Annotated in this window: 22 protein-coding genes, 2 tRNA genes and 1 riboswitch; of the genes, 8 read left to right on the top strand and 16 right to left on the bottom strand. The window is 59.6% G+C overall.

The features are described from left to right. Position 1 precedes the first annotated feature (1 nt). The 5 genes from BMZ24_RS14140 to BMZ24_RS14120 form a co-directional block, all read right to left on the bottom strand. Positions 2-904: a hypothetical protein gene (locus BMZ24_RS14140; protein ID WP_092193353.1), complete on the bottom strand. Its 903-nt coding sequence runs from the start codon at positions 902-904 to the stop codon at positions 2-4. After that, positions 901-1,929 (bottom strand): energy-coupling factor ABC transporter ATP-binding protein, encoded by a 1,029-nt coding sequence (locus BMZ24_RS14135; RefSeq protein WP_092193351.1) that lies wholly within the window; start codon positions 1,927-1,929, stop codon positions 901-903. The genes BMZ24_RS14140 and BMZ24_RS14135 overlap by 4 nt, the downstream gene beginning before the upstream one ends. Next, a complete protein-coding gene (locus BMZ24_RS14130) occupies positions 1,926-2,618 on the bottom strand; it encodes an ABC transporter permease (RefSeq protein ID WP_092193349.1) in 693 nt (230 codons plus the stop codon). The genes BMZ24_RS14135 and BMZ24_RS14130 overlap by 4 nt, the downstream gene beginning before the upstream one ends. A gap of 130 nt (positions 2,619-2,748) precedes the next feature. After that, on the bottom strand, positions 2,749-3,621 hold the full coding sequence (locus tag BMZ24_RS14125) for an ABC transporter substrate-binding protein (protein WP_092193347.1): 873 nt from the start codon (positions 3,619-3,621) through the stop codon (positions 2,749-2,751). 89 nt (positions 3,622-3,710) lie between these two features. Then, a complete protein-coding gene (locus BMZ24_RS14120; RefSeq protein WP_143077921.1) occupies positions 3,711-4,283 on the bottom strand; it encodes a FlgO family outer membrane protein in 573 nt (190 codons plus the stop codon). 108 nt (positions 4,284-4,391) lie between these two features. Here BMZ24_RS14120 and BMZ24_RS14115 point away from each other — a divergent pair, with 108 nt between their 5' ends. The 3 genes from BMZ24_RS14115 to BMZ24_RS19710 all read left to right on the top strand — a co-directional run bounded on the left by BMZ24_RS14115 (position 4,392) and on the right by BMZ24_RS19710 (position 6,161). Then, on the top strand, positions 4,392-5,111 hold the full coding sequence (locus BMZ24_RS14115) for a hypothetical protein (RefSeq protein WP_092193343.1): 720 nt from the start codon (positions 4,392-4,394) through the stop codon (positions 5,109-5,111). Next, on the top strand, positions 5,111-5,866 hold the full coding sequence (locus BMZ24_RS14110; RefSeq protein ID WP_092193341.1) for a FlgO family outer membrane protein: 756 nt from the start codon (positions 5,111-5,113) through the stop codon (positions 5,864-5,866). Before BMZ24_RS14115 ends, BMZ24_RS14110 begins: the two co-directional genes overlap by 1 nt. Positions 5,867-6,014: 148 nt before the next feature. Then, positions 6,015-6,161, top strand: a complete 147-nt coding sequence (locus BMZ24_RS19710; RefSeq protein WP_153304614.1) for a hypothetical protein — start codon at positions 6,015-6,017, stop codon at positions 6,159-6,161. 83 nt (positions 6,162-6,244) lie between these two features. Here BMZ24_RS19710 and BMZ24_RS14105 read toward each other — a convergent pair whose 3' ends face one another. From BMZ24_RS14105 to BMZ24_RS14055, 11 genes are all read right to left on the bottom strand, one after another. After that, positions 6,245-8,305: a ribonucleoside triphosphate reductase gene (locus BMZ24_RS14105; RefSeq protein WP_092193339.1), complete on the bottom strand. Its 2,061-nt coding sequence runs from the start codon at positions 8,303-8,305 to the stop codon at positions 6,245-6,247. A 33-nt stretch (positions 8,306-8,338) separates the two neighbouring features. Continuing rightward, complete coding sequence (locus BMZ24_RS14100; RefSeq protein WP_092193337.1) at positions 8,339-8,977, bottom strand: anaerobic ribonucleoside-triphosphate reductase activating protein; 639 nt, start codon at positions 8,975-8,977, stop codon at positions 8,339-8,341. A 65-nt stretch (positions 8,978-9,042) separates the two neighbouring features. After that, a riboswitch (cobalamin riboswitch) is annotated at positions 9,043-9,198 on the bottom strand. A gap of 83 nt (positions 9,199-9,281) precedes the next feature. Then, entirely contained in the window at positions 9,282-10,517 is a 1,236-nt protein-coding gene (locus BMZ24_RS14095; RefSeq protein ID WP_244150370.1) for an MFS transporter, read from the bottom strand. A 6-nt stretch (positions 10,518-10,523) separates the two neighbouring features. Beyond that, a complete protein-coding gene (locus tag BMZ24_RS14090; RefSeq protein WP_161949168.1) occupies positions 10,524-11,639 on the bottom strand; it encodes an acyltransferase family protein in 1,116 nt (371 codons plus the stop codon). 138 nt (positions 11,640-11,777) lie between these two features. Continuing rightward, on the bottom strand, positions 11,778-13,013 hold the full coding sequence (qrcD, locus tag BMZ24_RS14085; RefSeq protein WP_092193333.1) for a menaquinone reductase integral membrane subunit QrcD: 1,236 nt from the start codon (positions 13,011-13,013) through the stop codon (positions 11,778-11,780). Then, positions 13,006-13,776 (bottom strand): menaquinone reductase iron-sulfur cluster-binding subunit QrcC, encoded by a 771-nt coding sequence (qrcC, locus tag BMZ24_RS14080; protein ID WP_092193331.1) that lies wholly within the window; start codon positions 13,774-13,776, stop codon positions 13,006-13,008. The genes qrcD and qrcC overlap by 8 nt, the downstream gene beginning before the upstream one ends. Positions 13,777-13,818: 42 nt before the next feature. Continuing rightward, the gene (qrcB, locus tag BMZ24_RS14075) at positions 13,819-15,879 is read right to left on the bottom strand and encodes a menaquinone reductase molybdopterin-binding-like subunit QrcB (RefSeq protein WP_092193329.1); all 2,061 of its coding nucleotides are present in this window, start codon (positions 15,877-15,879) and stop codon (positions 13,819-13,821) included. Between the two features lie 18 nt (positions 15,880-15,897). Next, positions 15,898-16,437, bottom strand: coding sequence for a menaquinone reductase multiheme cytochrome c subunit QrcA (gene qrcA / locus BMZ24_RS14070; protein ID WP_092193327.1), 540 nt, complete (start codon positions 16,435-16,437; stop codon positions 15,898-15,900). Positions 16,438-16,646: 209 nt separating this feature from the next. Continuing rightward, complete coding sequence (rfbC, locus tag BMZ24_RS14065; protein WP_092193325.1) at positions 16,647-17,198, bottom strand: dTDP-4-dehydrorhamnose 3,5-epimerase; 552 nt, start codon at positions 17,196-17,198, stop codon at positions 16,647-16,649. 323 nt (positions 17,199-17,521) lie between these two features. Further along, positions 17,522-17,612: transfer RNA gene (locus tag BMZ24_RS14060), tRNA-Ser, on the bottom strand. Positions 17,613-17,618: 6 nt separating this feature from the next. Then, positions 17,619-17,714, bottom strand: a tRNA-Ser gene (locus BMZ24_RS14055). A gap of 162 nt (positions 17,715-17,876) precedes the next feature. On the opposite strand from BMZ24_RS14055, the gene BMZ24_RS14050 reads away from it, so the two are divergent. The 5 genes from BMZ24_RS14050 (at position 17,877) to lysS (ending at position 23,194) form a co-directional block, all read left to right on the top strand. Continuing rightward, entirely contained in the window at positions 17,877-19,169 is a 1,293-nt protein-coding gene (locus BMZ24_RS14050) for a homoserine dehydrogenase (RefSeq protein ID WP_092193323.1), read from the top strand. After that, positions 19,169-20,359 carry a cofactor-independent phosphoglycerate mutase gene (locus tag BMZ24_RS14045; protein WP_092193321.1) on the top strand — a complete coding sequence of 397 codons (1,191 nt, stop codon included), beginning with the start codon at positions 19,169-19,171 and terminating at the stop codon, positions 20,357-20,359. The genes BMZ24_RS14050 and BMZ24_RS14045 overlap by 1 nt, the downstream gene beginning before the upstream one ends. Continuing rightward, entirely contained in the window at positions 20,356-20,769 is a 414-nt protein-coding gene (locus tag BMZ24_RS14040) for an acyl-CoA thioesterase (protein ID WP_092193319.1), read from the top strand. The genes BMZ24_RS14045 and BMZ24_RS14040 overlap by 4 nt, the downstream gene beginning before the upstream one ends. A gap of 6 nt (positions 20,770-20,775) precedes the next feature. Then, a complete protein-coding gene (locus tag BMZ24_RS14035; protein WP_092193317.1) occupies positions 20,776-21,606 on the top strand; it encodes an amidohydrolase family protein in 831 nt (276 codons plus the stop codon). A gap of 79 nt (positions 21,607-21,685) precedes the next feature. Further along, positions 21,686-23,194 carry a lysine--tRNA ligase gene (lysS, locus tag BMZ24_RS14030; protein WP_092193315.1) on the top strand — a complete coding sequence of 503 codons (1,509 nt, stop codon included), beginning with the start codon at positions 21,686-21,688 and terminating at the stop codon, positions 23,192-23,194. The last annotated feature ends 45 nt before the right edge of the window (positions 23,195-23,239 follow it).

Below are 23,239 nucleotides of genomic sequence, written 5' to 3'. Positions count from 1 at the left end.
ATCAAATGCCGGAAAACAAGGTAGTGTACGAAATGTTTCCGGCGTCGCCAATGCAGTGAATATCACCCCGGGCGGCGGTGTGGTCAAGTCCGACTTCGAGATCGGCGCGCAAGGACGGCAATCCGCCAAGACGCTGGGCATGATCGAAATCGACGATCAGCAGACGGACACGGGGATGGATGACGGGATTCCCGGCGAAACGATACCGTTTCAAGTGCGGCGTTTCAAGTGCTCGGGAACGTTCAAGGAAATCATGAAACCAGGAGTCCATGACCGGTTTGTCAGCGAGGAGGCGACCGAGCTCGTGCATGCGCCAGACGATTCCGCCTCGCCCCGCAAGACGCAGATCACCGTCCTGGTAACGGCGAAGCAGAAAAAAAACGGCCGTGCCCCTGGGAGAGAGAACGACCAGGTCGGCCCGTCCCGAAGGCAAGGCGGCGTCCACGGCCAGGACGCAGGAATGTCTCAGAAAGAGCCGGTCGAGGATGGCCGCCCGCCGATCTTCATGCCGGCAGACCCGGCGCCGCACGCGGTCATGGAACCGGGCGAGATCGGCCAGGCACTCGACCTGCCTTTGACGAGGCACGGCGTCGGTATCGCCAAGCACGGCCCTCGTCCCGGGATGCGACAGAAGCAGATGCTCCGGCGCAATGCGACACTGCAACGCCGGGCCGTGAAGGCATACTTCCGCAAAGACGTTGCCGCGCAGACGCACGGTGATCCCGGTTTCATCCACACGCGGAACCGTCTCGGCATCCCCGACGATCCGCGCCCACCAGCTCCGGGGATCCCGGCGCAGTTCGTTGCAGCGGCGGCACAGTTCCCGCCATTGCGCTTCGAGGGCTTTTTCTTGAGACTCCGAATGCGCCGTGTTCCCGTCCCTTTCTTCCTGACTCGTGTTCATGCGGTCTCGGACATCCGGCCCGGGCAGTCCAAAAAACACTCCACGGCGGAAGACGGTATGTCGACACGTACCAAGGCCCCGATCTCAAGACCTGCCCCCCAAAATTCCTTCAATGCCATCTGCACATGCAGCGGCCTGCCCAAATCAACGCTCAGGCTGACCATGTCGCCTTCAAGCCGGATCCGGGTCAATATCCCACGGTTCGGCCCTGGCTCCCTGGCCACTCCCAGACGCACCGCGCCCGGCTCAATGACCACCCGAGCCCGGCCCGGTCCGCACTGTGGAACCGGCACGCGAAAGCCCGCGGCGATTCGACACCAGGTCTGGCCGTTTTCATCCGCGAACTGTCCGGCGTAGGAGTTGCTCAGGGGACGGGCGGCAAGGCGGCCGTCCTCCAGATAAATGACCTCGGGGCACAGAGCCGCGGCCTGGGATCGATTGTGAGTGCAGAGCACGATGGTGGTGTCGCCCCGGTCGCGCAGATCGGCCACGATCTGCTCGATGATGACCCGGTTCTGCGTGTCGACGCTGGCTGTGGGCTCGTCCAGAAGCAGAACCTTGGGACGACTAGCCAGGGCGCGGGCAATGGCCACGCGCTGCGTTTCTCCCCCGGACAGGCGCGGAGCATGGCTGTCGGCCAGATGGGCAAGGCCCACAAGGTCCAGGGCCTCGTGGACCAGATGTTCGCGTCGGCCCTTCTCCACTCCCCGGATGGCGAGCCCGTAGCCCACATTTTCGCGTACGCTTCGGCTGAACATGACCGGATGCTGCTCGACCAGGCCGACATTGCGGCGCAGGGAGCGAAGCGCGGTTTCTTTCCAGACCACGGGCTTGCCCTCGAAGCGGATCTGCCCCTGATGCGGAGCATTCAAGAAGGAAAGGATGCCGAGCAGGGTCGACTTTCCGGCACCGTTGGGCCCTTGCAGGGAATAGGCCTCGCCCTCCTTGATACACAGCCCCGGCAGATCGAGCACTACCCGGCCGTCGTAGACAACGCGCACATCGTGCAGTTCGAAAAGACTCATCGCTGGGTCCTCCCCTGTGCGTAGCCCATCAGTACGTTCACGGCCAGGCTGATGGCCAGCAGCACAATGCCCAGCCCCAGGGCGAGGACGAATTCGCCCTTGTCGTATTCCAGGGCCATGGCCGTGGTCATGGTCCGGGTGAAACCCTTGGCGTTGCCGCCGAGCATCATGGAGATGCCTATCTCCGAAATGACCCGGCCAAAGGCGGCCACAATGGCGGCCATGATGCTGAAACGCGCCTCGCGCAGGATCACCAGCGCGACCTGCCATGGTGAAGCGCCCAGCGTCAGGGCCGTACGGCGATAGCGGTCATCGATGCGGCCCACGGCGGCAATGGTGAAGGCAATGACAATGGGAGTAATGAGGATGATCTGACCGAAGATCATGGCCTTTTGCGTGTACAGCCAGCCAAGGGAGCCCAGAACGCCGCGCCGCGAAAGCAGGGAATAGACCAAAAGGCCGATGACCACGGTGGGCAGGGCCAGCATGGTGTTGAAAAAGGTGATGACGGCCTGTTTGGCGCGAAAACGCCCGACCCCGATCAGAAATCCCGCAGGGACTCCAAGAATGCACGCGGCCGCCGTGGACCAGAAACTCACGTTCAGGGACACGCCGACGATATGCAGGAGTTCGGCATCGAACTCGAGCAGCAGCCTGAGCGCGGCCCAAAGACTGTCCAGAAAAAACATGCAGCCCCCGAATCAAGAAGGCGTTGAAAAAAAGGCCCGCTGTCGGAGCGGGCCGTCTCAAACCTCACGTTGAGCACCCCCAAGACTCAAAAAAAACGGCCCGGGGTCGACTCTTCACATCCGCTCGAAGCTACTTTGCGTCCGGAAAGAAGAGCTGCTTGTCAAGGAGTTTGTAATCACCAATGACCTTCTGGCCGCGTTCGGACACCAGCCACTTGGCGAAGGTGTCGGCCAGGTCGAAACGGACATGGGGGTGTTTTTCCGGATTGACCGGGATAACGCCGTACGGATTGAAGAGGGTCTTGTCGCCTTCACTTATGGGCACAAGCTGCAAGCCCTCGGGGCGGCCATACTTATACTGAACGTAGGTGCCGCGATCCGTGATGGTATAGCCTTGCTTCTCCTCGGCGAAGGTAAGCGTCTTGCCCATGCCCTGACCTATGGACATGTAGTTCTTCATCCCTTCCGGATGGACGGTCTTGAAGGTCACTTCCTTGGTCTTGGACTTGAAAACGGTATCCTCTTCCTTCAAGGCCAAGCCGCTGGATTTCCAAAGATCCTGTTCCTTGGCGTGGGTGCCGCTGTCATCGCCACGGGAAACGAACACTGCTTCCGACATGGCAATCTTCTTCATGGCCAAAGTCGCGTCGCCACTCTTGGCCCCAGCCGGGTCCGCCTCGGGGCCGATGATCAAAAAGTCGTTGTACATGACATAGTAACGCTTGGTCCCGAAGCCATCGGCCACGAATTTTTCCTCGCGGGCCGGATCATGCACGAAAATCACGTCCACATTTCCGTCCACGCCATCCCGTATGGCCGCGCCCGTCCCCTTGGCCAGGACCTTGACCTCGATTCCCGTGTCCTTCTTGAACTCCGGAAGCAGAATATCAAGCAGGCCGGAAGACTGCGTGCTGGTCGTGGTGGACATGCTCAGCACCTTGTCTTGGGCAAGCCCCACGCACGGCAAGACCATTAAAACAAACAACACCAGGAATTTCTTCATACTTCCTCCTATTAAGTGAAAAGCGACATATCGGAACTCCCATATGTCAAACATGACACCAGGACAAGAAGGAAGGACCTACTTATTCTTCAATCGAGACTGGTTTTGACGGAAGGTCGAGCCGCGCTCCCGCCTCCGTCATTTTTTTTCGGACGCACATACGGCAGGGTGAAATCCGAAGAGGCCAGAGCCACCCCATCGCCCGTGCGCAGCACTCTTGCGTTGACGTAAATTTGGCGTTCGATGACCGTATAGGTTCCGACCAGCACTGAATAGGCGGGCACATCGGTGTTGATCCGCGACAAGTCCCGGGAGAGCGCGAGCACTCCGCCTTCGGGCAGCACCCGCAACTCGTCGGAACGCAGCTGGACTTCCGTCACGGAATATCCGAGCTGGCTCAACCGGGACGAAACCTGCTCCGAGAGAAGCCGCCCAAGATCATTGGTGTTTTCCACATTGGTGGAATCGACAAAGGACGCCGCAAGCATCGGATACCCCGCGACCCCGCTCCCGGAAAGCTGCCGGTGAAGGTGATCGCCCGCCTTGTAGGACAAGGGGATGAGCGGCGGCGTCTTGGTACGCGAACCCACCTCGTAAAAGGGGGGCAGTTGCACGCAGCCGCCGATGAAAACGCAAAAAAGCAGGACATAGAGCTTGGACATTGCCGATCCTCCGGAGAAAAATGCCGACTGCAGAATGCGAAGCATGCCGCGTGCCAACATTTCCCCAAACGGCCTTAAGTTTTCCAGACCGCGGCCGATAATCTGATCATGGAAAGAATCAACATCAAGGACCACGCCATGCGCATCGCAGCCCTGCTCACACTGATAACACTTGGCCTCGTGACCGGCTGCTCTTCGGTCAGCGTCAATTCCGACCAATCCTCCCAGCTGGTCACGGCTCAGGCGCCCATTTCAAGCGGCTACCTGCTCAGCACCCAGCCCAAGATGCAGGCCATGGCCCATTGGGACCTGCTGGCCGACAAGGTAGCGCGAAACTGCGGCAAAGCTCTTGATCACTTCTTTCCCGAGCAAGATGTACGCGTGTATGTCGCGCCTCTTGGCACGACGCCCTTCGCCAAGGCCTACAGGGAAGCGCTGCTGACCCACCTCATTGACTACGGCGTCCCGGTGGCTTTTGCCCCGGAAGGAGCCGCCGTGCTAGAGGCCAATCTGGGCCTCGTCACGCACCGACGAGTCCTCGACAAAACGTCCAAGGGTTTGCGGCGTGCTCCGGAGCCGGGCTTCAGACAGGCCAAAAACAGTGCCGGGCACTACGTGCCCGTACCGGAAATCGGGGAGGAAAGCGGTTATTTTGACGCACCTACTCCGGACTCGGAAGTCCAGATCAATTCGGCCCTGGTCCATCAGGGCGCCTATCTGTACCGCGACTCAAGCATTTTCTACGTCAGCAGCCCCGACTGGGCCCACTACCAGCCGCAGACGCCGCAGGGCGGCGTGGAACTCAAACGCTACTCCCTGGTGAACTGATGATCCGCCCGGCAATCTTCCTGGCCCTTCTCCTGTGCGTCTTCCCCATTTCAGGGCAGGCGCAGTGTGGAGCGTCGCGCATCGACATGCTCTGCGACTCCCTGGCCGCGGAGCTGGTCTCCAACCTGCAGGTCAGGCTGGACCGCTCCGGGCTGATCATGACCGCCCCCTTCGCCGACCTGCATGACGTCAAGAGTACTTCCCCCCTGGGCCGGATTCTGGCCGAAGAACTGGGCAACGCGCTCACCCTCCACGGATACCGTTTGGCGGACACCCGCGTGTTCATGCCTACGCCCTATTCGCTGAAGGAACAGGGCGAGACGGCCCTTTCCGCGGAACCCGATCAGGCCGGAGCCACGGCCGGACTGCACACCATGCTGACCGGCACCTATGCCATGGCCGATGGAGGCTTGCGCATCTCCGCACGCCTGGTCCAGCCCACGGATCACGCCGTTCTCGCCACCGCCAGTTGCCGCTTGCGTTTGTCGGAGGAAATCCGAAGCCTGCTTGCGACAGTCGAGCCCACGCCCGCCGCTTTGACCCTGCCCGCCGTGCTCCTGGACCTCAAGGTTAAGGCCGACGCCAAGCGCGTACAACATGCCCTGGCCGCCCAGGGGCTCTACAAAGGCAAAGTCGACGGCATCTGGGGCAAAAGATCCAAGGCCGCCCTGACACGCTTCCGCGCCTCCCTGGCCATGCCGGCCACTGCCGAATGGGATTCGGCCACCCAGGCCGCCCTGCTGCCCGCTTCCTGACCCCGCGCCAGCCCCTGCCGAAAAAATTAATCCACAAGAAATAATCGTCAGCATTTTGCTTGACGAACAGACTTTTCGCGCCTAGCTAGCTTTCGTTTCAAAACGAAGTTCGTAGAATTTGCCATATTTCCGAATATAGAGGTACGCCATGCGTGAAATCACATTGTTTTTGCATTCCCAAAAAATCCAGCGCCCGAAACCGATCATCTCCACCGCGATCATGAGCCTGGCCGGCGGCCTGCGCTCGGCGCTCGGCGTCCTGAACGGGCTGCGCAGATCGGCGCTCGGAAAATAAGACCACCCACGCCCTGAAGTCGCAAAAAAAACGGCCGGATTGCATCGCAGTCCGGCCGTTTTGGCGTTAAAAGCCTCTCCCCCCTATTGCCCGAAGCAGGAGGCCTGGGAGTATTCCACTCGATCCTTGTATTCCGCCTGTTTCCCGCGATTCCACATCTTGACCGGACGGTAGTAGCCCACCACGCGGGTATACACTTCCGTTTCCTGGCCGCAGTGCGGGCAGGTGATCTGCTCGCCTGTCAGATAGCCGTGATCCTTGCAGATCGAAAAGGTCGGCGTGATGGACACGTAGGGAATCTTGGTCTCGGTCAGGGCGCGCACCAAAAAACTCTTCAGGGCCTGCGTGTCCGGCACGGATTCACCGAGGAAGCTATGGAAAACGGTGCCGCCGGTGTACATGGGCTGCAGCCGGTTCTGGTGCTCCAGGGCGGAAAAGATATCCGTGGTGTGCCCAACGGGAAGCAGGGTCGAGTTGGTATAGTAGGGCACCCCGTTTCCGGAGGCCTGGATGTCCGCATAAAGCTTCTTGTCGATCTTGGCCAAACGGTAGCTGGTCCCTTCCGCCGGAGTGGCTTCAAGGTTGTAGAGGCTGCCCGTCTCCTCCTGAAAGCGCACCGTGATCTCTCGCAGATGTTCAAGGGTCCGGACCATGAGTCGCGTCCCGGCCTCGGTATCGATGCCCTTGCCGAGCAGATTCAGGCAGGCTTCGTGCCCACCCAGAATGCCGATGGTGCTGAAATGACTGCGGAAGCCGTTTTTGAGATAGCGGCTGGAAAAGGGGAACATGCCCTTGTCCATGTTGTCGGTGACCATCTTGCGCTTGAACTCAAGGGAATCCTTGGCCAGGGAGGCATATTCGCCCACCAGGTCCAGAAAGTCTTCCTCGCCCTGGGCCAGATAGGCCAGCTTGGGCAGATTGAGCGTTACGACACCGATGGATCCCGTCAGATCCCCCGCGCCAAAAAGGCCGCCGGTGCGCTTGCGCAGCTCGCGCAGGTCCATCTGCAGACGGCAGCACATGGAACGGACGTCCTCGGGCTTCAGGTCGGAGTTGATGAAGTTCTGAAAATACGGGACGCCGTACTTGGCCGTGAGCTTGAGGAGCAGCTCGCCAACCTCCGTCTCCCAGGGAAAGTCCGGGGTGATGTTGTAGGTTGGAATGGGGAAGGAAAAAATCCGCCCGTGATAATCGCCGACCAACATGACTTCAAGGAAGGCCCGATTGATCATCTCCATCTCGGCCGCGTATTCGCCGTAGGTGCTGTCCTGAAGCTTGCCGCCGATGATGACGGCCTCCGAGGCAATGTGCGTGGGCGGGGCCAGGTCGAAGGTCAGGTTGGTGAACGGGCTCTGCCCGCCCCAGCGCGAGGTCGTATTCAGGTTGAACACGAACTTCTGCATGGCCTGCTTGACCTCTTCGTAGGTCAGATTGTCATGGCGGACGAGCGGGGCCAGATAGGTGTCCACGTTGTTGAAGGCCTGCGCACCGGCCCATTCGTTCTGCAGCGTGCCCAGAAAATTGACCATCTGTCCAAGGGCCGCGTCAAAATGCTTGGGCGGGCCGGACGAGCAGCGCCCTTCGAGATTGAACCCCTCAAGCAAGAGGTCGCGCAGGGACCAACCGGCGCAATACCCGGCCAGGCCAAAAGAAAGATCATGGATGTGAAAATAGCCGTGCTCATGGGCCTGCCGGACTTCCTCGGGATATTTCTCAAGGGAATAGCGGGCCTGAACGGAGCCGGACAGATGCAGCATCAGGCCCTGAAAGGAATGAGCCATGTTGGCGTTCTCGCTGACACGCCAGTCAGACTTGTCCAGATAGCTGTCGATGGTCTCGGTCACGTCCAGGAAGGTTTCGGTCTGGCTGCGGATCGTGCGACGCTTTTCGCGGTACACGATGTAGCGCCTTGCGACCTGATAAAGCCTGGACTCCATGAGCACCTGCTCGACGGTGTCCTGAACCAGCTCCTGCTCGGGCATGACCTCGGCTTCGAGTTTGGACTCGACCTTTCCGGCCAGACGCTTGGCCAGGATGGGATCCTTGATGCCGCTGGCGTTGAGGGATTTCAAAATTGCCTGGGCTATCCGGTCCACGGACCAGGATTCAACACGGCCATCACGTTTCACAATCTGCTGAGGCATGAATACTCCAATAAAGTTCGGTCGAATTGAGAATCAGGAAAAATCATCATCGCTTCGAGGCGGCACAAATTCCTGAAAATGCAAGGACAGGCCTTGCGGCATCTGGGCCCGGGTCGTCTCCAGATCTTCGGGGGTCAGGCTCGGGACCTTGGTACAGCGAAAATAGACGCGTCCGGGATACGCGCGGGCCAGGCCAAAAACCTCTTCCAGCGCGTCGCGGGCCGTATCGGTCGCCAGAGCCTGCCCGGTCAGCTCCGGATACATCGACCAGGGTCCCTTGACGTCAACGGCCACGGCCTGGACAAGCCCCGCCGCTAGCACGCGCTCCAGGACATCCGGGGCGGAGCCGTTGGAATCAAGCTTGACCGGCAGGCCGGTCGAGGAAAGATCCTCAAGCAGCCCGTCCAGATCCGCCAGGCAGGTCGGCTCTCCACCGGACAGGGTGATCCCGTCCAGCCAGCGCTTGCGGCGGCGCAGGTCAGACAGGACAATGTCCCGGTCGAGACTCGGCAACAAGGCCCATTTCCAGGCCAGGGATGCGTTGTGGCAGGTCGGGCAGCGCAAATTGCAGCCGCCGGCAAAAAGCACGCACGTGATTTTGCCCGGCCAGTCGCAAAGACTCACCGGCACCATGCCGCGCACGCGTTCCCATGAAGGAATCGTGTCAGTCATGTTCGCTCGAAGTTGTGATGACGTTTTTCTGAACAACTCAACGCCCTGCATCCGCGTGCAGAGGGTTAAGAGAATTGCTTCAGGCAGGTTTTCTGGCTTGCCCCCGCACGCGGCGTCTCCCTTTGCGGGATCAGCCTTTAACGCGCGAAATCGGGATTACAGTGGCGGGACCGCCCCGGACTCGCACCGGGTTCCCTTGCTCCTGAAGTAGTTTCGCAGAACAGGTCGAGTATTAGGACATCGAGACATCGGGATCAACCAAAACCTTTTCCACAGGGGCGTCTTTACCGTGTGGAAGAAGAATTCAGGTCAATGAATGCGAGCGGTTATGGCGTAAAAAATTCAGTCCTGCCACGGGAAGAGCCAGCGAAAAAAATACGGCCAGTACAAGGAAGGTCGTTGACAGACCGAAGCTGTCGGCAAGCAAACCTACCAGCGGGCCGGTGGCCACGAACCCCGTTCGGAAGGCCAGGCTGTGCAACGACAGAATGCTGGCCCTGTTCGCCCGGCTGCTCAAGGCCTGCAACCGCGAGCGCATGAGCGGCCCTTGCAGCCCTCGCATGGCCGTAAGCAGATAATAGAACAAAAAACCTCCCACGGCCGTGACGGTTCCAAGTCCAAGATACGCCACGACGATCAGCACGAAAAAGAGCGTCTGCATGCCGCCCGCGCCCAGCTTGCCCTCGACCCGATGGCTGTTTGCGGCAGCCAGGGCCACAACCAGATTGGCCCCGGCCCAGGCCGGACCGAACCATGTCACGGGAACCAGGCATTCCTGCATATAGGGCTGAATGAGCCAAACCATGTAGAAGGAAGCCAGCCCCAGAAGCATGCCGTTCATGATGGTCGCCCGGATGGCCGAGCTTTCCCGAAAGGCGAATCTGCAAACGCCCAAAGCTTCGGCCAGATGCGATACCACCGGCCCGCCGCTTTCCGCCTTGGGCTCTTTCAAGGTCAGGCACAAACCCAGGGCCAGGGTCCAGATCCCGATCTGGGCGACGAAGGGCAACAGCGGCCAGTGCGCGTACATGAGTCCGGCAAAGAGCGCGCCCGCGGCCTCTCCCCCTTGGGCCCATCCGACCATGCGCCCGTCGCAGCGGGTGTAGAGGTCCACCCGGTCCTTGGCGCGCAAGGTCTCGAAAAGCAGCGCCGTATCCGATCCGCTGATGAAGGCGTAGGAGACGCCCAGCAGCAACTCGGCGACAAGCACTCCCCAGAAGGTCGCCGCGACCAGATACCAGCCCCACCCGACAATGCCGAAAACGCAGGCCGTGATCAGCGCCCACCGATAGCCCAGGCGGTCGCTGACGTATCCGGACGGATATTCCATGATCACGCTGGCCAGCGAGAAAAACACCTGAAGAGTCAGGATCTCGGTCAGGGTCAGGCCGATCTCGTCCTTCCAGAACAAGGTGATGATGGCCATGGGGAAAAGGGTCATCTTCAGCGCCGCGAAGACGTTGAGGGTCAGCAGCGTGCGCCGCAGTCCATCCTCGCTGTCCTGCCCATGGCCGTTCCCCGTCCTGCCACGCAAGAGCACGAGCCTCTACTCCCTGATCAGAGGGCCAAAGAAACGACCCGCCGTACGAGGCTTGCCCACCAGCTGAGGCAAGGCATGGTTGAGTGCGTGAATGATCGGAAGGCTGAGTCCAAAGCTCACGAGCGTCACCAGGACACTCACTAGAAATACGCTCCAGCCATCCGGAGGAAGATTGGCAACGCTCCACGCGGCAACGGGAGGATTGACAAAATGATAGAACACCCCGTTCAAACCGAGCAATATGATGGCATTGCGCCCAAAAAAAGCGAGCAGGGAGACGTTGTGCAGCACACGCCCCAACGCCATGATCATGGCGGTTCCGGCCAAGGCGGTGAAAGGAAACCACAGGAAATGCCCATGCCCCGAAAGCAGGATGATCACGGCCTGCAGGTACCTGAACGGGCCTTGGTTGAGGTCATAGGTGAAATGAACCGCAGCCAGCGCCACCACGAAAATCGCCGCTGCCGCACCCACCGAAACGCGACCCGGAAGTCCACTCCTGCCAAGCAGCACACCCACGAGATAGAACGCATACACCACGGGGACTTCATGCATGAGCCAGAAGCTCAAGTTCTGGCCGAAAAAGAAATACTGCTCATTGAGGGCGAAACCGCCGACATAACAGACAAGGGCAACCGCCATGATCCGCGAGGGAGAATCCAGATACGGCTGTAAAAGGCGATGCAGGCACTCCACGCTGACCAGACAAGCCACGAACCACAGTGGGATGTTGAAGAGGGGGAAGCCCAGGGCCGTGGACACGGCGGCCTTGAAGTAACCAAGCACGCCGGAGAGATCGAGCATGGGGAACCAGCCCGAGAACACCAGCGACAAGGCCGCCAGCGTGATGCTGAAAAAAAGGTAAGGCGCGATCCTCCCGGCCAAGGTCGTTTGCACGAATTTCCGAATGGGCGGAACACTTGGCCGCGCGCCCTTAACCCACCCTGAAAGGACAAAAAAGAGAATCATGTGGAACGAATAGATCCACTTGTAATGCACGGCGGCGGCAGGATTCTTCAGATACATGATCTGTTCGACGAAGTGTCCGTAATAGACAAGCAAGAGTCCAAGCGCCCTGGCAACATCGATGGCGACCTGGCGCCCGTTTTCCGCATCCTTCATGACAACTCCTTGAGGCTGCCGCCTCATGTCCGGTCCATCAAATTTCGACAGCACACAGGTAATGAACACAGATGCCAAGCATTTGTCATCCCCCAAAAAAAAAGGCCCCGAAGGGCCTTTTTCTTGTGACAACCATCTCTACTTATTGAGCTTCACTTCCTGCGGGAAGATCGGCAGATAGCGGTAGGAGATACTCATGACCAGGAATCCGTAGGCGACGATCATGAGCGAGGTGGACCATTCTGCCCAGTTGGGTACGTACGTGGTCCAACGGTCGAAAGGCATGACCGGGATGGCCAGGGCCTGAACCGTGAAGACGAAACGGTTGATGGTGACGCCGATGGCGGCCATGACGACAGCGCTGTACATGAGCCACGGACGATTGCGCACTGCAGGAGTGACCAGCAACGCGGCCGGAATCACGCCGAACCAGAAGAGTTCGAGCCACAGCAAGATCTTGCCGTACCCGTGCTCGCTGCTGAACATCTCGTCAAAGGTCAGACCCATGCCGGGCAGGATGCCCTTGGCCCAAGCGTAGGTGTCGATGATCTTGAAGAAGATGTAGACGCACAGAAGCAGACCGGAGATCTTGCCGAGGAGCTTCTTGGTGTCATAGCTGACAAGCTTGCGCCCGGTGATGCCTTCCATCATCGCGGCACACAGCATGGTGAAACCGGGTCCGGCGGCGATGGCCGAAGAGATGAACAGGAAGAAGGTCCAGGGCCAGATGAAGAAGCCTTCACGGAACACGAACGGACGGCCGAAGAGCACGCCGTACATGCCGCCCAGGGAACCCTGGTGGAAGAAGGACAGGAAAGTGCCGATGCCGGCGAAAAGCGGCATGTAGACATGGAAGTTGTGAGCAAGATGATGACAGAACCTGTTCTGGTTGATCTTGCGGTTTTCCAGGACGATCGGCACATATTCGATGATCAGCACCGTGCAGTAGCAGGTGATGCAGAAGATGACTTCCGTCAGCATGGAGTGAACGTTGGGATGCCAGTAGCCAAACCAGGCCCTGAGCGGCTGGCCGATGTCGAGCACCAGAATCAGCATGGCGCCGGAGTAGCAAAGGAATCCGACGATGACAGCCAGGTTGATGACGTTCTTGAGTTCGTCGATACGGACGATATACCGCAGAAATCCGGAGAAAAAGGCTCCGGCGCCCAGGGCGATGACCGCCAAGTCAAAGGTGATCCACAGGCCGAACCCGAAATAGTTGTCCAGGCCCGTCACGCCGATACCGGTTCCCAGGACCTTGAACGCGCCGTACCCTCCCCACGCGAGGAAGATGCTGATCACGCCCAACCAGGCCAGGAACTTCCCAACAGAACAACGCTCCACCCCTTCGGGCCAGTACGCTCTATCAGACATGTTCGCCCCCCTTGGCATTCTTCAGGTAATTGTCCCCGAGCTTCCTCACCCATTCACGCTTGGAATAATAATAGACCTGCGGATCGGTGCCGAGTTTCTCCAGCAGGCGGAAAGCGTACTTGCTTGCGGCCAGCTTGCTGACTTCATGCTCGGGATTCTTCAGATTCCCGAATTTGATCGCACCCGTCGGGCAAATCTCGGCACAGGCGGGGATGTATGCGTCCTCGGCCAATTCCGTCGGATCCTCGCCGTTCATGCGAGCCTGCTCCTTGGCAGCCATGAATCGATGGTGACAGAACGTGCACTTCTCGACAACGCCGCGCGGACGGGCCGAAGCATAAGGAGTCAGGACCTTTTCCATGCCTTCGGGCCAGATTGGATCGAACCAGTTGAAATAACGTGCATGGTAAGGACAGGCCGCCATGCAGTACCGGCAACCGATACAGCGGGGATAGACCTGGCTGACGATGCCGCCTTCCTCGTCCTTGAGGGTGGCCACTACCGGGCAGACCGTGGAGCAGGACGGATGACCGCACTGCATGCATGGCCGAGGCAGATAGGCGACCTCATGGTCGGGGAAAGGCTTCTCGTTGGACAGTTCGTATATGTTCATCCAGTCGTTGGTGCGCAGTTTGTTGGCTGCGTCGGCCTCGGGGGGAAGGTTGTTTTCCGCCCGGCAGGCCACGGTGCAGGCACCGCACCCGGTACACTTGTCAAGGTCGACAAGCATGCCCCATTTTACTTTGAATTCTTTTGCTTGCATTGTGAATATCCTCTTATTTTCTCCAGGTGCCCAAAGGAAGTGCTACGCCTTGCTGACAGTGACACGCACCGTTGCGAACCGGGACAGCCCGGACTCTGCTTCGGTATCGGCAGCCAGCAGTTTGTAAACGTTATCTCCCTTGTCTCTGGAAAAAGCGTCCCAGGCGGTATGGCCAAGACCCAGGGGGGCCACGACGGTATCATTCATCACGCCTTCAAAAATGCGCACACGGGCTTTGCATTCCCCGCCGGAACTGGCGATTTTGACGGCATCGTCCTTTTTCAACCCAAGGTTCTTCGCCGTGGCCGCGTTGAGCAGTACGTACATGTCGTTGCCGAGCATTTCGTCAAAGCGGATGGCATTGGTGTTGAAAGGAGGAATGGCTATCTTGGCGCTGCCAATCTTGAGCCGCTGCACAGGAGCGAGGGCCAGGCTCTTGCCGTCCTTGGCCGCAACGGCCAGTTCCTGCAGAGGAGTCGTCCACAACGCCAGGTCCTGAGCCGGAAACTCTTCCGAAACCCAGGCCGCGCCCTCGACCATCTCGTCGAAGTCCGCGCCCAGCGCTTCGGCCTTGGCCTTGACCACGTCTTCAAAAGACTCGAAGCCCAGGTCCAGCTCGGCCTTGGCGGCCACGGCCAGGAGAACGTCGCCGGCGGGTCTTGTGTCAAAAACCGGCTTGATGACAGGTGCTACCACGGTATAGTTGGGCTGGCCCGAACCATACGGGGAATAGGCGTCGTCAAGGCGTTCAAAGGCGTAGCTGTCAGGCATGATCAGGTCGGCCATGGCCGCCGTTTCATCCATGAACGAACTGAAGGAAACCACGAAGCCGGCCTTGTCCATGGCGGCCTGCGCCTTGGTCAGATTCGGCAGGGCGTAGGCTGGGTTGGCGCCATAGACCATGAGCAGCGCGGGAGCTTCGGCGCCGCCGTCGGCCACGGAGCTCAGGTATGCGACAAGATCATTGGCGAACATTGTCTTTCTGTCCGCGGCAGCCTCGACCACCTTGGGGGCCCAGGGCAAAATCCGAACGCCGCCGACCGCGTTGACGCGCTGCAAAAGCATGTTCAGGCTCATCCCGGCGGCAAGCTCGAACGCACCGAGGCCCTGTCCGGCCTCGGCGGCCGTCAGAACCAGCGGCCGTCCGGCCCGGACCAGTTCCTGAGCCAAGCCAGTGATGACCGCCGCCTTGACACCGGTGATTTCGGCCACCTTATCCAGCGGATAGGCCGTCTGCACAAATTTTGCGAAAGAGGCAAAACCGGGCCAGGACGAACGGTCACGGCTCGTGCCGGCTATGACAGCCGCAATTCCCAGCGCCAGGACCGGCTCGGTGCCTGCATTGCAGGGAACCCAGCTGTCGGCCACGGCGGAGGTGCCGTTCTGGGCAGGCCCGACGTACACGAATTTGACGCCCTTTTCGCGACTGGCGGAAAATGCCTTGCCGTTGCGGGCCACATTGCCCCAGGAACCCAGCGCGTCAGCGCCGAGCAGAAGCACGTAATTCGCGTTTTCGATGTCGTAGCCGACCTGGCCGTCACCACCGAGCATGGCCAGGGCCGCTGCCGCCGGGGCGCTCTCGCCGGGCATGAAAAAAGATTTATCCGAACCGGCCTTGCCGACCAAACCGGACAGCACATCCGTCACGGAACCGGTCTCGTCACCGCTGATCATGGCCACGTTCGATCCAGCTTCCCTGATCTTCCCGGTAAGCAGTTCTTCGGCTTCGTCCCAAGTGATGTCCTTGAAGGAAGAGCCGTCCTTGAGCTTGGGGTTCTTGACCCGGGAAGGGCTGTAAAGAAGATGCACGCTGGCCGCGCCCAGAGGGCAGATGCCGCCGAGGCTCAACGGATGATCCGGATTGCCTTCGGCCGTGACGGGCCTTCCGCCCACGGTCTTGACCTTGACGCCGTAGGCGTCCGAGCCCAGCTTGCACAGCGCGGGAAACGTCAGTTCCTCGCCATACTGCAGCCGCGGAATCCAGGGCCAGTTCTGTGTCCAGATGGACACGTCATCCAGGGTTTTCCATATTACGGGAGTGAAGAGGCTGCCCGCTACACCGCCAGCCACCAAAGAAATAAAGCTTCTTCTGTCGAGTCCCATCGTAAATCCACTCCTCTCTTATTTGTGGCAGACAAAACAGGCGTTGCTGGCGCCACTTTGGGCATGGCACTCTTCGCATTGCCACATCTTCATGGTGTCCTTGCTGTAGCCCGAAAGCCTGTTTTCATAATAGACAGGCGGGGTGCTCATGTTGGCCACGTCCGGATGACATGATGTGCAGTCAAGTTCCTTGTGCGCGATGTGAGAGAAGTACACATTGTCCGGCTGTTTCTGATAACCAAGCCATTCAACTTCCTTTTCCTGCTGCACATACTCGGCCACGTAGCGAGCTTCATCAGGATCTTCCCCCTGAACATCCTCATGGCATCCGACACAGTTCGCGTTGGTGGGCATGCCGGCGTAAGAGCCATCATCCCGAAACGCATGACAATCTTCACATGCCATGGCCTGATCTTCCACATGCACGACGTGATCGAACCGGATGGGTTGGGTCTTCTGACTGTACAGGACTTTGGGAAAGCCCCACCAACCAAGCACGATCGATGCCACCAAACCGACCAGGAATGGCAACACCACGCAGCTTTTGCATTTTGCCACAGTCCTCTCCTCCTACCGCGTTGAGATGAAATTTGAAAAAAACAGACACGGAATAATTGCCAACCTGTATTCAAGAGGGTCATCCTGTGTCAAGAGATAATGAAAAAAATCACGATCTTCCATCGCAAGCTAACCCCCTCGCAATACATGAAAATTCACGGCCGGCGCGGGTATTACCATACCAATCCGCTCGGCAATCGCTCAGCGCCCTACATGGAGAACGGAGAATCAAAATCCGCAAAACGCGGCAATCGCAGATCCTTGTCCGACATGATCGGCGCAAGACCGGGCCAATCAATGCCCAGATCCGGGTCCAGGCATGAGATCCCGCCATCATGCTCGGGCGAGTAAAACTGGTCGACCTTGTAGAGAAATTGCGTGTCCGCCTCCAGGGTCATGTACCCGTGGGCGAACCCCGCCGGAATGAACAACTGCAGAAAATTGGCTGCGCTGAGAGTGAACCCCTGCCATTGGCCAAAGGTCGGCGAGCCCTTGCGCATATCGACCACCACGTCATAGACGGCGCCCCGCCCCACCCGAACCAGCTTTGTCTGGGTCATGGGCGGAGCCTGGAAGTGCAGTCCGCGCAACACCCCGGCCTGAGCGGAAAAAGCCTCGTTGTCCTGCACGAAGTCGACATCCAACCCATGCGCGGCAAACTGGCGACGGCTGTAGGTTTCGCAAAAATAACCTCGGTGATCGCCAAAAACCTTGGGCTCAAAAAGCAGCACTCCTGGAATCTTCGTCCGGGTCACATCCATAATACGGCCATCCTTGTCGTCGGAGATTGAGAGCTTTTTGAAGTATCGCAAGCGCAACCGGAAAACAATGCCATCCAGGATCGCAACCCCGCACGTCAAAACCCGAAACTCACAGACAGGCCGACAAAAAAAGACGGACGCCAAAAAATACGCGTATCAAGCGCCTTGTCCAGCATCGGCCAAAACGGACTCACCGAATTTTCACCCCAGAAACAGGAAAAGGCCCGGCTGCAAAGCCGAACCTTTTATCAATTTATCAATTGGACGAGAAACCAAATAAAAAACCGCCGAAATCATTGGGATTCCAGCGGAACAAGTGCAAATGGCGGAGGGTTAGGGATTCGAACCCCAGATGCCCGCAAAGGCATGCCGGTTTTCAAGACCGGTGCAATCAACCAGCTCTGCCAACCCTCCAGGGGATGGCGGAGAGGGAGGGATTTGAACCCTCGATAGAGGTTTAAGCCCCTATACTCGCTTAGCAGGCGAGCGCCTTCAGCCTAGCTCGGCCACCTCTCCGTCCGTTGAAGAAGTGGCTAGTTATCCAAAAGCACATGGGGCGTCAACAAAAAATGACCCGACTTCGCACCTTTGTCATTTTGACAGCGCGTGAAGGATGCGGCAAATAGCTTTTTTTGGCTCCACAATCTTTTTCTCAATGCTACGGCGTGGAGGAATTCCTTGAAAGACTCTGTCATCCATCTCGGCTTGGCCGGCCTTGGCACCGTTGGTTCCGGGCTCATAAAGATCATCCAGGAAAACAACGACTGGATCGAACGCAGACTTGGCAAAACCCTGAAGGTCAAAACCATCATGGTCCGCGATCTGGACAAAGCCAGAAACGTCATCCCATCCCCGGACACGACCTTCACGACCAGCATGGACGATCTGATAAACGATCCCGAAATCGACATCATCGTCGAGCTGGCCGGTGGCATCGAATTTCCGCGCACCCTGATCACCCGCGCCCTCGGCAGCGGCAAATCCGTGGTCACGGCCAACAAGGCGCTTCTGGCCGAACACGGCCCGGAACTTTTCGAGCTGGCTGCCGCCAAAAACCTCGGCCTCTATTACGAGGCCAGCGTCGCGGGCGGCATTCCCATCATCCAGACCCTCAAGGAGAGCCTGGCCGGGAACCGCATCAAGGCACTGACCGGCATACTGAACGGCACGGCCAACTTCATCATGTCCGAAATGTCCGAGAAGGGAGAGGACTTCGCCACGGTCCTGGGCAAGGCGCAGGCCAAGGGCTACGCCGAGGCCGATCCGACCCTGGACGTCGAAGGCATCGACGCGGCCCACAAACTGGTCATCCTCATCCGGCTGGCCTACGGCCAGGACTACCCCATGAGCAAGCTCACGGTGGAAGGCATCTCCAAGGTCGAGCAGTTCGACATCATCCTGGCCAAGGAATTCGGCTACCGCTTAAAACTCCTGGCCCAGGTCCGCGACAAGTCCGGCATGCTGCACGCCGGGGTCTACCCGGCCCTGCTGCGCCAGGATCACATCCTGGCCAAGGTCGACGGCCCCTTCAATTCCATCCTGCTCGAAGGCAACGCCGTGGGACCGGTCATGCTCTATGGACAGGGCGCGGGCGATCTACCCACGGGCAGCGCGGTCCTGGCCGACATTCTGGCCCTGGCCCGCACCAACTGCGTACCCAACAACACGGGCTTCCTGGAGACCAGGCTGCCCCAGGCGCAGATTCTGGCCCCCGAACTGACCGTGTTCCGCCACTATTTCCGCTTCACGGTGGTCGATCGTCCCGGTGTCATGGCCTCCATCGCCGGGGTCATGGGCGAGTACAACATCAGCATCGCCCAGGTCGTGCAGCGCCAGTACGCGCCCAACGACGGCGTTCCGATAGTGTTCATCAGCCATTCGGCGCAGATGCAGAATGTGACCGCGGCCCTGGACACCATCAAGAAATTCAGCTTCGTGCTCGACCCGCCGGTGCACTACAGGATCATCTGATGTCAAAAACCGTTTTTCTGGTGGCCGACGGCATGGCCGGTTGGCCCCTCGACATTCTGGGAGGGCGCACCTCCCTGCAGGCCGCGAGCACCCCGACGCTCGACCTTCTTGCGCCCAAATCCCGCTGCGGCCTCTGCCAGACCGTTCCCCAGGGTATGCCGCCCGGCTCCGACGTGGCCAACATGAGCCTGCTGGGCTACGACCCGCGAACGCATCACACCGGACGCGGGCCCATCGAAGCCGCCGCCCAGGGACTGACCCTCGACCCAAACGACCTGGTCTGGCGCATGAACCTGGTTCGCCTGACTGAACTCGCAGGCGAAGGCGTGATGCAGGACTATTCATCCGGACATATAAACACCGCCACGGCCGCCCCCCTGGTCGCCCGACTGGCGACAATGGCCGAAGGCGGCTCTTTCCAGCCGGTGCAGGGCATCCAGTACCGCCATCTTCTGGTGCAACGGGGCGGAGCGCTGACGAATGCGGCGGATCTGGCCATTCGTCCGCCACACGACATCTTGGACCAGAACATCGCCCAGGACCTTGATGCGTACGCATCCTTCCCGGAAATGCTTGAATTCATGCGGTCGGCTCACGAATATCTGCGCGCCGACACGACCTCCCAAGCCACATCGATCTGGCCATGGGGACAGGGACGGCCGCTGACCCTGCCCGCCTTTGCCGACCGGTTCGGCCTGCGCGGGGCGGTGGTCTCGGCCGTGGATCTGGTCAAGGGACTTGGACGGGCCGCAGGCATGGATGTTCTTGAAGTCGAGGGCGCAAACGGCCTCATCGACACCAATTACGAGGGCAAGGTCGAGGCTGCGCTGAATTTTCTGAAGCACGGCGACTTTGTCTATCTGCACGTCGAGGCCCCGGACGAATGCGGACACATGGGCGACGCGGAATTGAAAAAACGCGCCATCGAGCTTTTCGACCAGCGCATCGTGGCCCCGGTTCTGGCCGCCCTTGCGCATGAGGACGCGACCATCGTGGTCACCTGCGATCATTTCACCCCCGTCGTCCGCCGGACGCACACCGAGGATGCCGTGCCCTTCCTGGTCTACAGGACACAGACGCCAAGGACCGACGGACCCGCCGTCTTCAATGAGGACACGGCGCAGGGCGCGGGCCTTTTTCTGAAGGAAGGCCGCGATCTGCTGAACTTCTGCCTGGAACCCGGCGCATGAAGGCTGATTTTCCACAGCCTTCGTGCTGGCTCGCCCACCGCGTCTCTTACGGTGAAACCGACGCCATGGGCGTGGTCTACTACGCCAATTACCTGCATCTCTTCGAGCGCGGCCGGGGAGAACTGATCCGGGGCCTTGGTTTCAGCTACGCAACCGTGGAGGAACGCGGCATCTTCCTGCCGGTACGCGACGCCACGTGCCGTTATCTCGCTCCCGCCCGCTACGACGAGATCATCCACATCCGCACCGGTCTGGCTGGTCAGTCACGGGCCAGCCTGAACTTTGTCTATGAAATCACCAATGCGGACCAGAGCGCGGTCCTGACCCGTGGCTCGACCCAGCATGCGGTGGTCAACGCCCAGGGCAGGCCTGTCCGCATTCCGGACTGGCTCTCGGCCCTGTTCGGCTAGCGGCGCATGGTCGACTGCCACACCCATGTGTTCCCGCCGAAGATTGCGCCCAAGCTTGCCGCGGCCATTGGCCACGAGTTTGGAACACACCCGGCCGGAGACGGCTCGGCAGAGGATCTCCTCAAGCACCTGGACCGCGCCGGGTTGTCCCATGCTCTGTGCTTCACCGCCGCACTGCGCCCGGACCAGCTGATTCCGGCCAATTCATGGATGCTTTCCCTGCGCCGCGCGCACTCCCGGCTCATTCCCCTCGGCACCGTGCACCCGGACCATCCGTCCTGGGAAACCGAACTGGACCGGCTGGAACGAAACGGCATCCGGGGCCTCAAGATCCACCCCGACCTCTGCGGCATCGCGCTGGATTCTCCACGCTGGAATCCTGTCTGGGAAGCCGCGCAAGGGCGGTTCCTGCTCATGATCCACATGGGCCCGATCAGGGAGAACGGCGCGACCCTGTCCCGCCCCCGCGACCTGGCCGTGATCTTGAAACGCTTCCCCGGCCTTGCGGTCATCGCCGCGCACCTGGGCGGACTTTACCTTTGGGAAGAGACTCTCGCCCACCTCGCCGGTCTCGACCTGTACATGGACACGTCCTGCTGCCCGGGGGTGGTTCCCGAACCGGCATTCGCGGCAATCCTGAAGCGGCATGATCCCGAACGGATTCTTTTCGGCAGCGATTACCCACTCTTCGCCCCCGATAAGCAGCAGGCAGCCCTGGGTCGACTTTTGGCGAAGATCGGCATGCCCTCCGAAAAGGTCTTCAGAAACGGCGCAAGCCTGGCAAGGAGACTCCAAACCGGCGGATTTCCAGATCTAGCGCCACCTCCCGGGCATTGACTTTTCTTGACGATAGGTCCAATTTCCAATACCCGAATTTGTTTGTTTGACGCTATCATTCCCGAAACGGAGACTTTCCTTGACAAAAGACCAGACCAATGCCCCGAGCGAGAAGCAACTGCTGCGCCACCGCAAGGAAAAGGCGCAGTTTCTGCTTGATGCGGGCATTCCCTTATATCCCAATGATTTTCGCCGTTCCGCGGAAATTGGCGACGTTCTCGAAGCGCACGGCGAAAAGGACGAGAGCGTCCTTGAACAGGAAGGACTGACCTTTGCCCTGAGCGGCCGGATCATGGCCCATCGCTCCTTTGGCAAGGCGACATTCTTCCATGTTCAGGATACCAGCGGCAAGATTCAGGTCTACGCCCAGCGTGATGATCTGGGAGTCGAGCAGTACGGCGTATTCAAGAAATTCGAGATCGGCGACATCGTCGGTGTCACCGGCGCCCTTTTCCGCACCAAGACCGGGGAACTGACTATCAAGTCCTCCGAGGTGCGGCTGCTTTCCAAGTCCATGCGTCCTCTGCCGGAAAAATACCACGGCCTGAAGGATGTAGAGACGAGGTATCGCCAGCGCTACGTGGACCTGCTGGTGAATGACCGGGCTCGCGACATCTTCCGCAAACGCACGGCTATAGTGCAGTTCATCCGCGACTTCCTGAACGAACGCAGGTTCCTGGAAGTGGAGACGCCCATGATGCAGCCCATCGCCGGCGGCGCCACGGCCAAGCCCTTCCGCACGCACCACAACGCGCTCGACATGGACCTTTTTCTGCGCATCGCTCCCGAGCTTTACCTCAAGCGCCTGCTTGTGGGCGGATTTGACCGCGTCTACGAGATCAACCGCAACTTCCGCAACGAAGGCATCGACACCCGCCACAATCCCGAATTCACCATGATCGAATTCTACTGGGCGTATGCAACCTTCGTCGACCTCATGGACCTGACCCAGGAACTCCTTTGCGGCCTGGCCAAGTCCGTCTGCGGGACGCATCTGGTTGAATACCAGGGCAATGTCATCGATCTTCAGGATGGCTGGGTGCGCATGCCCTTTCATGAATCCCTGGAAACCATCGGCGGCGTATCCCCGGAAATCTACCTCGATTACGGCAAGTGCAAGGATCTGGCCCAGAAGCTCGGCGAGGCCGTGCACCCCAAGGAGAAGCTCGGCAAACTCCAGGCCAAGCTCTTTGACAATCTGGTCGAGCCCAAGCTGATCCAGCCCCATTTCATTTATCATTACCCGACAGACATATCCCCCCTGTCCCGCAAGAACGACCAGAATCCCGAAATCACGGACCGATTCGAACTGTTCATCTGCGGGCAAGAAATGGCCAATGCCTTTTCCGAGCTGAACGATCCGTACGACCAGAAGGATCGCTTCGAGGAACAGGTGCGGGAAAAAGCCGCCGGCGATGACGAGGCCCACGCCATGGACGAAGACTATATCCGCGCCCTGGAATACGGCATGCCTCCGGCAGCCGGACAGGGTATCGGCATTGACCGTTTGGTCATGCTGCTGACGGACTCTCCGTCCATCCGGGAAGTCATTCTCTTCCCGCTGCTACGGCCTGAAATCGTCGGCTAGATCCGACCTGGCCTGGGCGCGGTGTGGCACCGGTCTTTCAGAGCG

This window comes from Desulfomicrobium norvegicum (genome assembly GCF_900114595.1).
Taxonomy (GTDB): domain Bacteria; phylum Desulfobacterota; class Desulfovibrionia; order Desulfovibrionales; family Desulfomicrobiaceae; genus Desulfomicrobium; species Desulfomicrobium macestii.
This window is presented reverse-complemented; position numbering and strand designations above follow the sequence as displayed.

Bases quoted from the DNA above. Each gene is read 5' to 3' on its own strand.
- qrcC (WP_092193331.1), bottom strand. From the start codon at position 13,776: ATGCAAGCAAAAGAATTCAAAGTAAAATGGGGCATGCTTGTCGACCTT.
- qrcD (WP_092193333.1), bottom strand. From the start codon at position 13,013: ATGTCTGATAGAGCGTACTGGCCCGAAGGGGTGGAGCGTTGTTCTGTT.
- BMZ24_RS14040 (WP_092193319.1), top strand. From the start codon at position 20,356: ATGAAGGCTGATTTTCCACAGCCTTCGTGCTGGCTCGCCCACCGCGTC.
- BMZ24_RS14100 (WP_092193337.1), bottom strand. From the start codon at position 8,977: ATGACTGACACGATTCCTTCATGGGAACGCGTGCGCGGCATGGTGCCG.
- BMZ24_RS14125 (WP_092193347.1), bottom strand. From the start codon at position 3,621: ATGAAGAAATTCCTGGTGTTGTTTGTTTTAATGGTCTTGCCGTGCGTG.
- BMZ24_RS14090 (WP_161949168.1), bottom strand. From the start codon at position 11,639: ATGAAGGATGCGGAAAACGGGCGCCAGGTCGCCATCGATGTTGCCAGG.
- BMZ24_RS14130 (WP_092193349.1), bottom strand. From the start codon at position 2,618: ATGTTTTTTCTGGACAGTCTTTGGGCCGCGCTCAGGCTGCTGCTCGAG.
- BMZ24_RS14105 (WP_092193339.1), bottom strand. From the start codon at position 8,305: ATGCCTCAGCAGATTGTGAAACGTGATGGCCGTGTTGAATCCTGGTCC.
- qrcB (WP_092193329.1), bottom strand. From the start codon at position 15,879: ATGGGACTCGACAGAAGAAGCTTTATTTCTTTGGTGGCTGGCGGTGTA.
- BMZ24_RS14045 (WP_092193321.1), top strand. From the start codon at position 19,169: ATGTCAAAAACCGTTTTTCTGGTGGCCGACGGCATGGCCGGTTGGCCC.
- BMZ24_RS14115 (WP_092193343.1), top strand. From the start codon at position 4,392: ATGGAAAGAATCAACATCAAGGACCACGCCATGCGCATCGCAGCCCTG.
- rfbC (WP_092193325.1), bottom strand. From the start codon at position 17,198: ATGGATGTGACCCGGACGAAGATTCCAGGAGTGCTGCTTTTTGAGCCC.
- BMZ24_RS14140 (WP_092193353.1), bottom strand. From the start codon at position 904: ATGAACACGAGTCAGGAAGAAAGGGACGGGAACACGGCGCATTCGGAG.
- BMZ24_RS14135 (WP_092193351.1), bottom strand. From the start codon at position 1,929: ATGAGTCTTTTCGAACTGCACGATGTGCGCGTTGTCTACGACGGCCGG.
- BMZ24_RS14035 (WP_092193317.1), top strand. From the start codon at position 20,776: ATGGTCGACTGCCACACCCATGTGTTCCCGCCGAAGATTGCGCCCAAG.
- BMZ24_RS14110 (WP_092193341.1), top strand. From the start codon at position 5,111: ATGATCCGCCCGGCAATCTTCCTGGCCCTTCTCCTGTGCGTCTTCCCC.
- BMZ24_RS19710 (WP_153304614.1), top strand. From the start codon at position 6,015: ATGCGTGAAATCACATTGTTTTTGCATTCCCAAAAAATCCAGCGCCCG.
- BMZ24_RS14120 (WP_143077921.1), bottom strand. From the start codon at position 4,283: ATGTCCAAGCTCTATGTCCTGCTTTTTTGCGTTTTCATCGGCGGCTGC.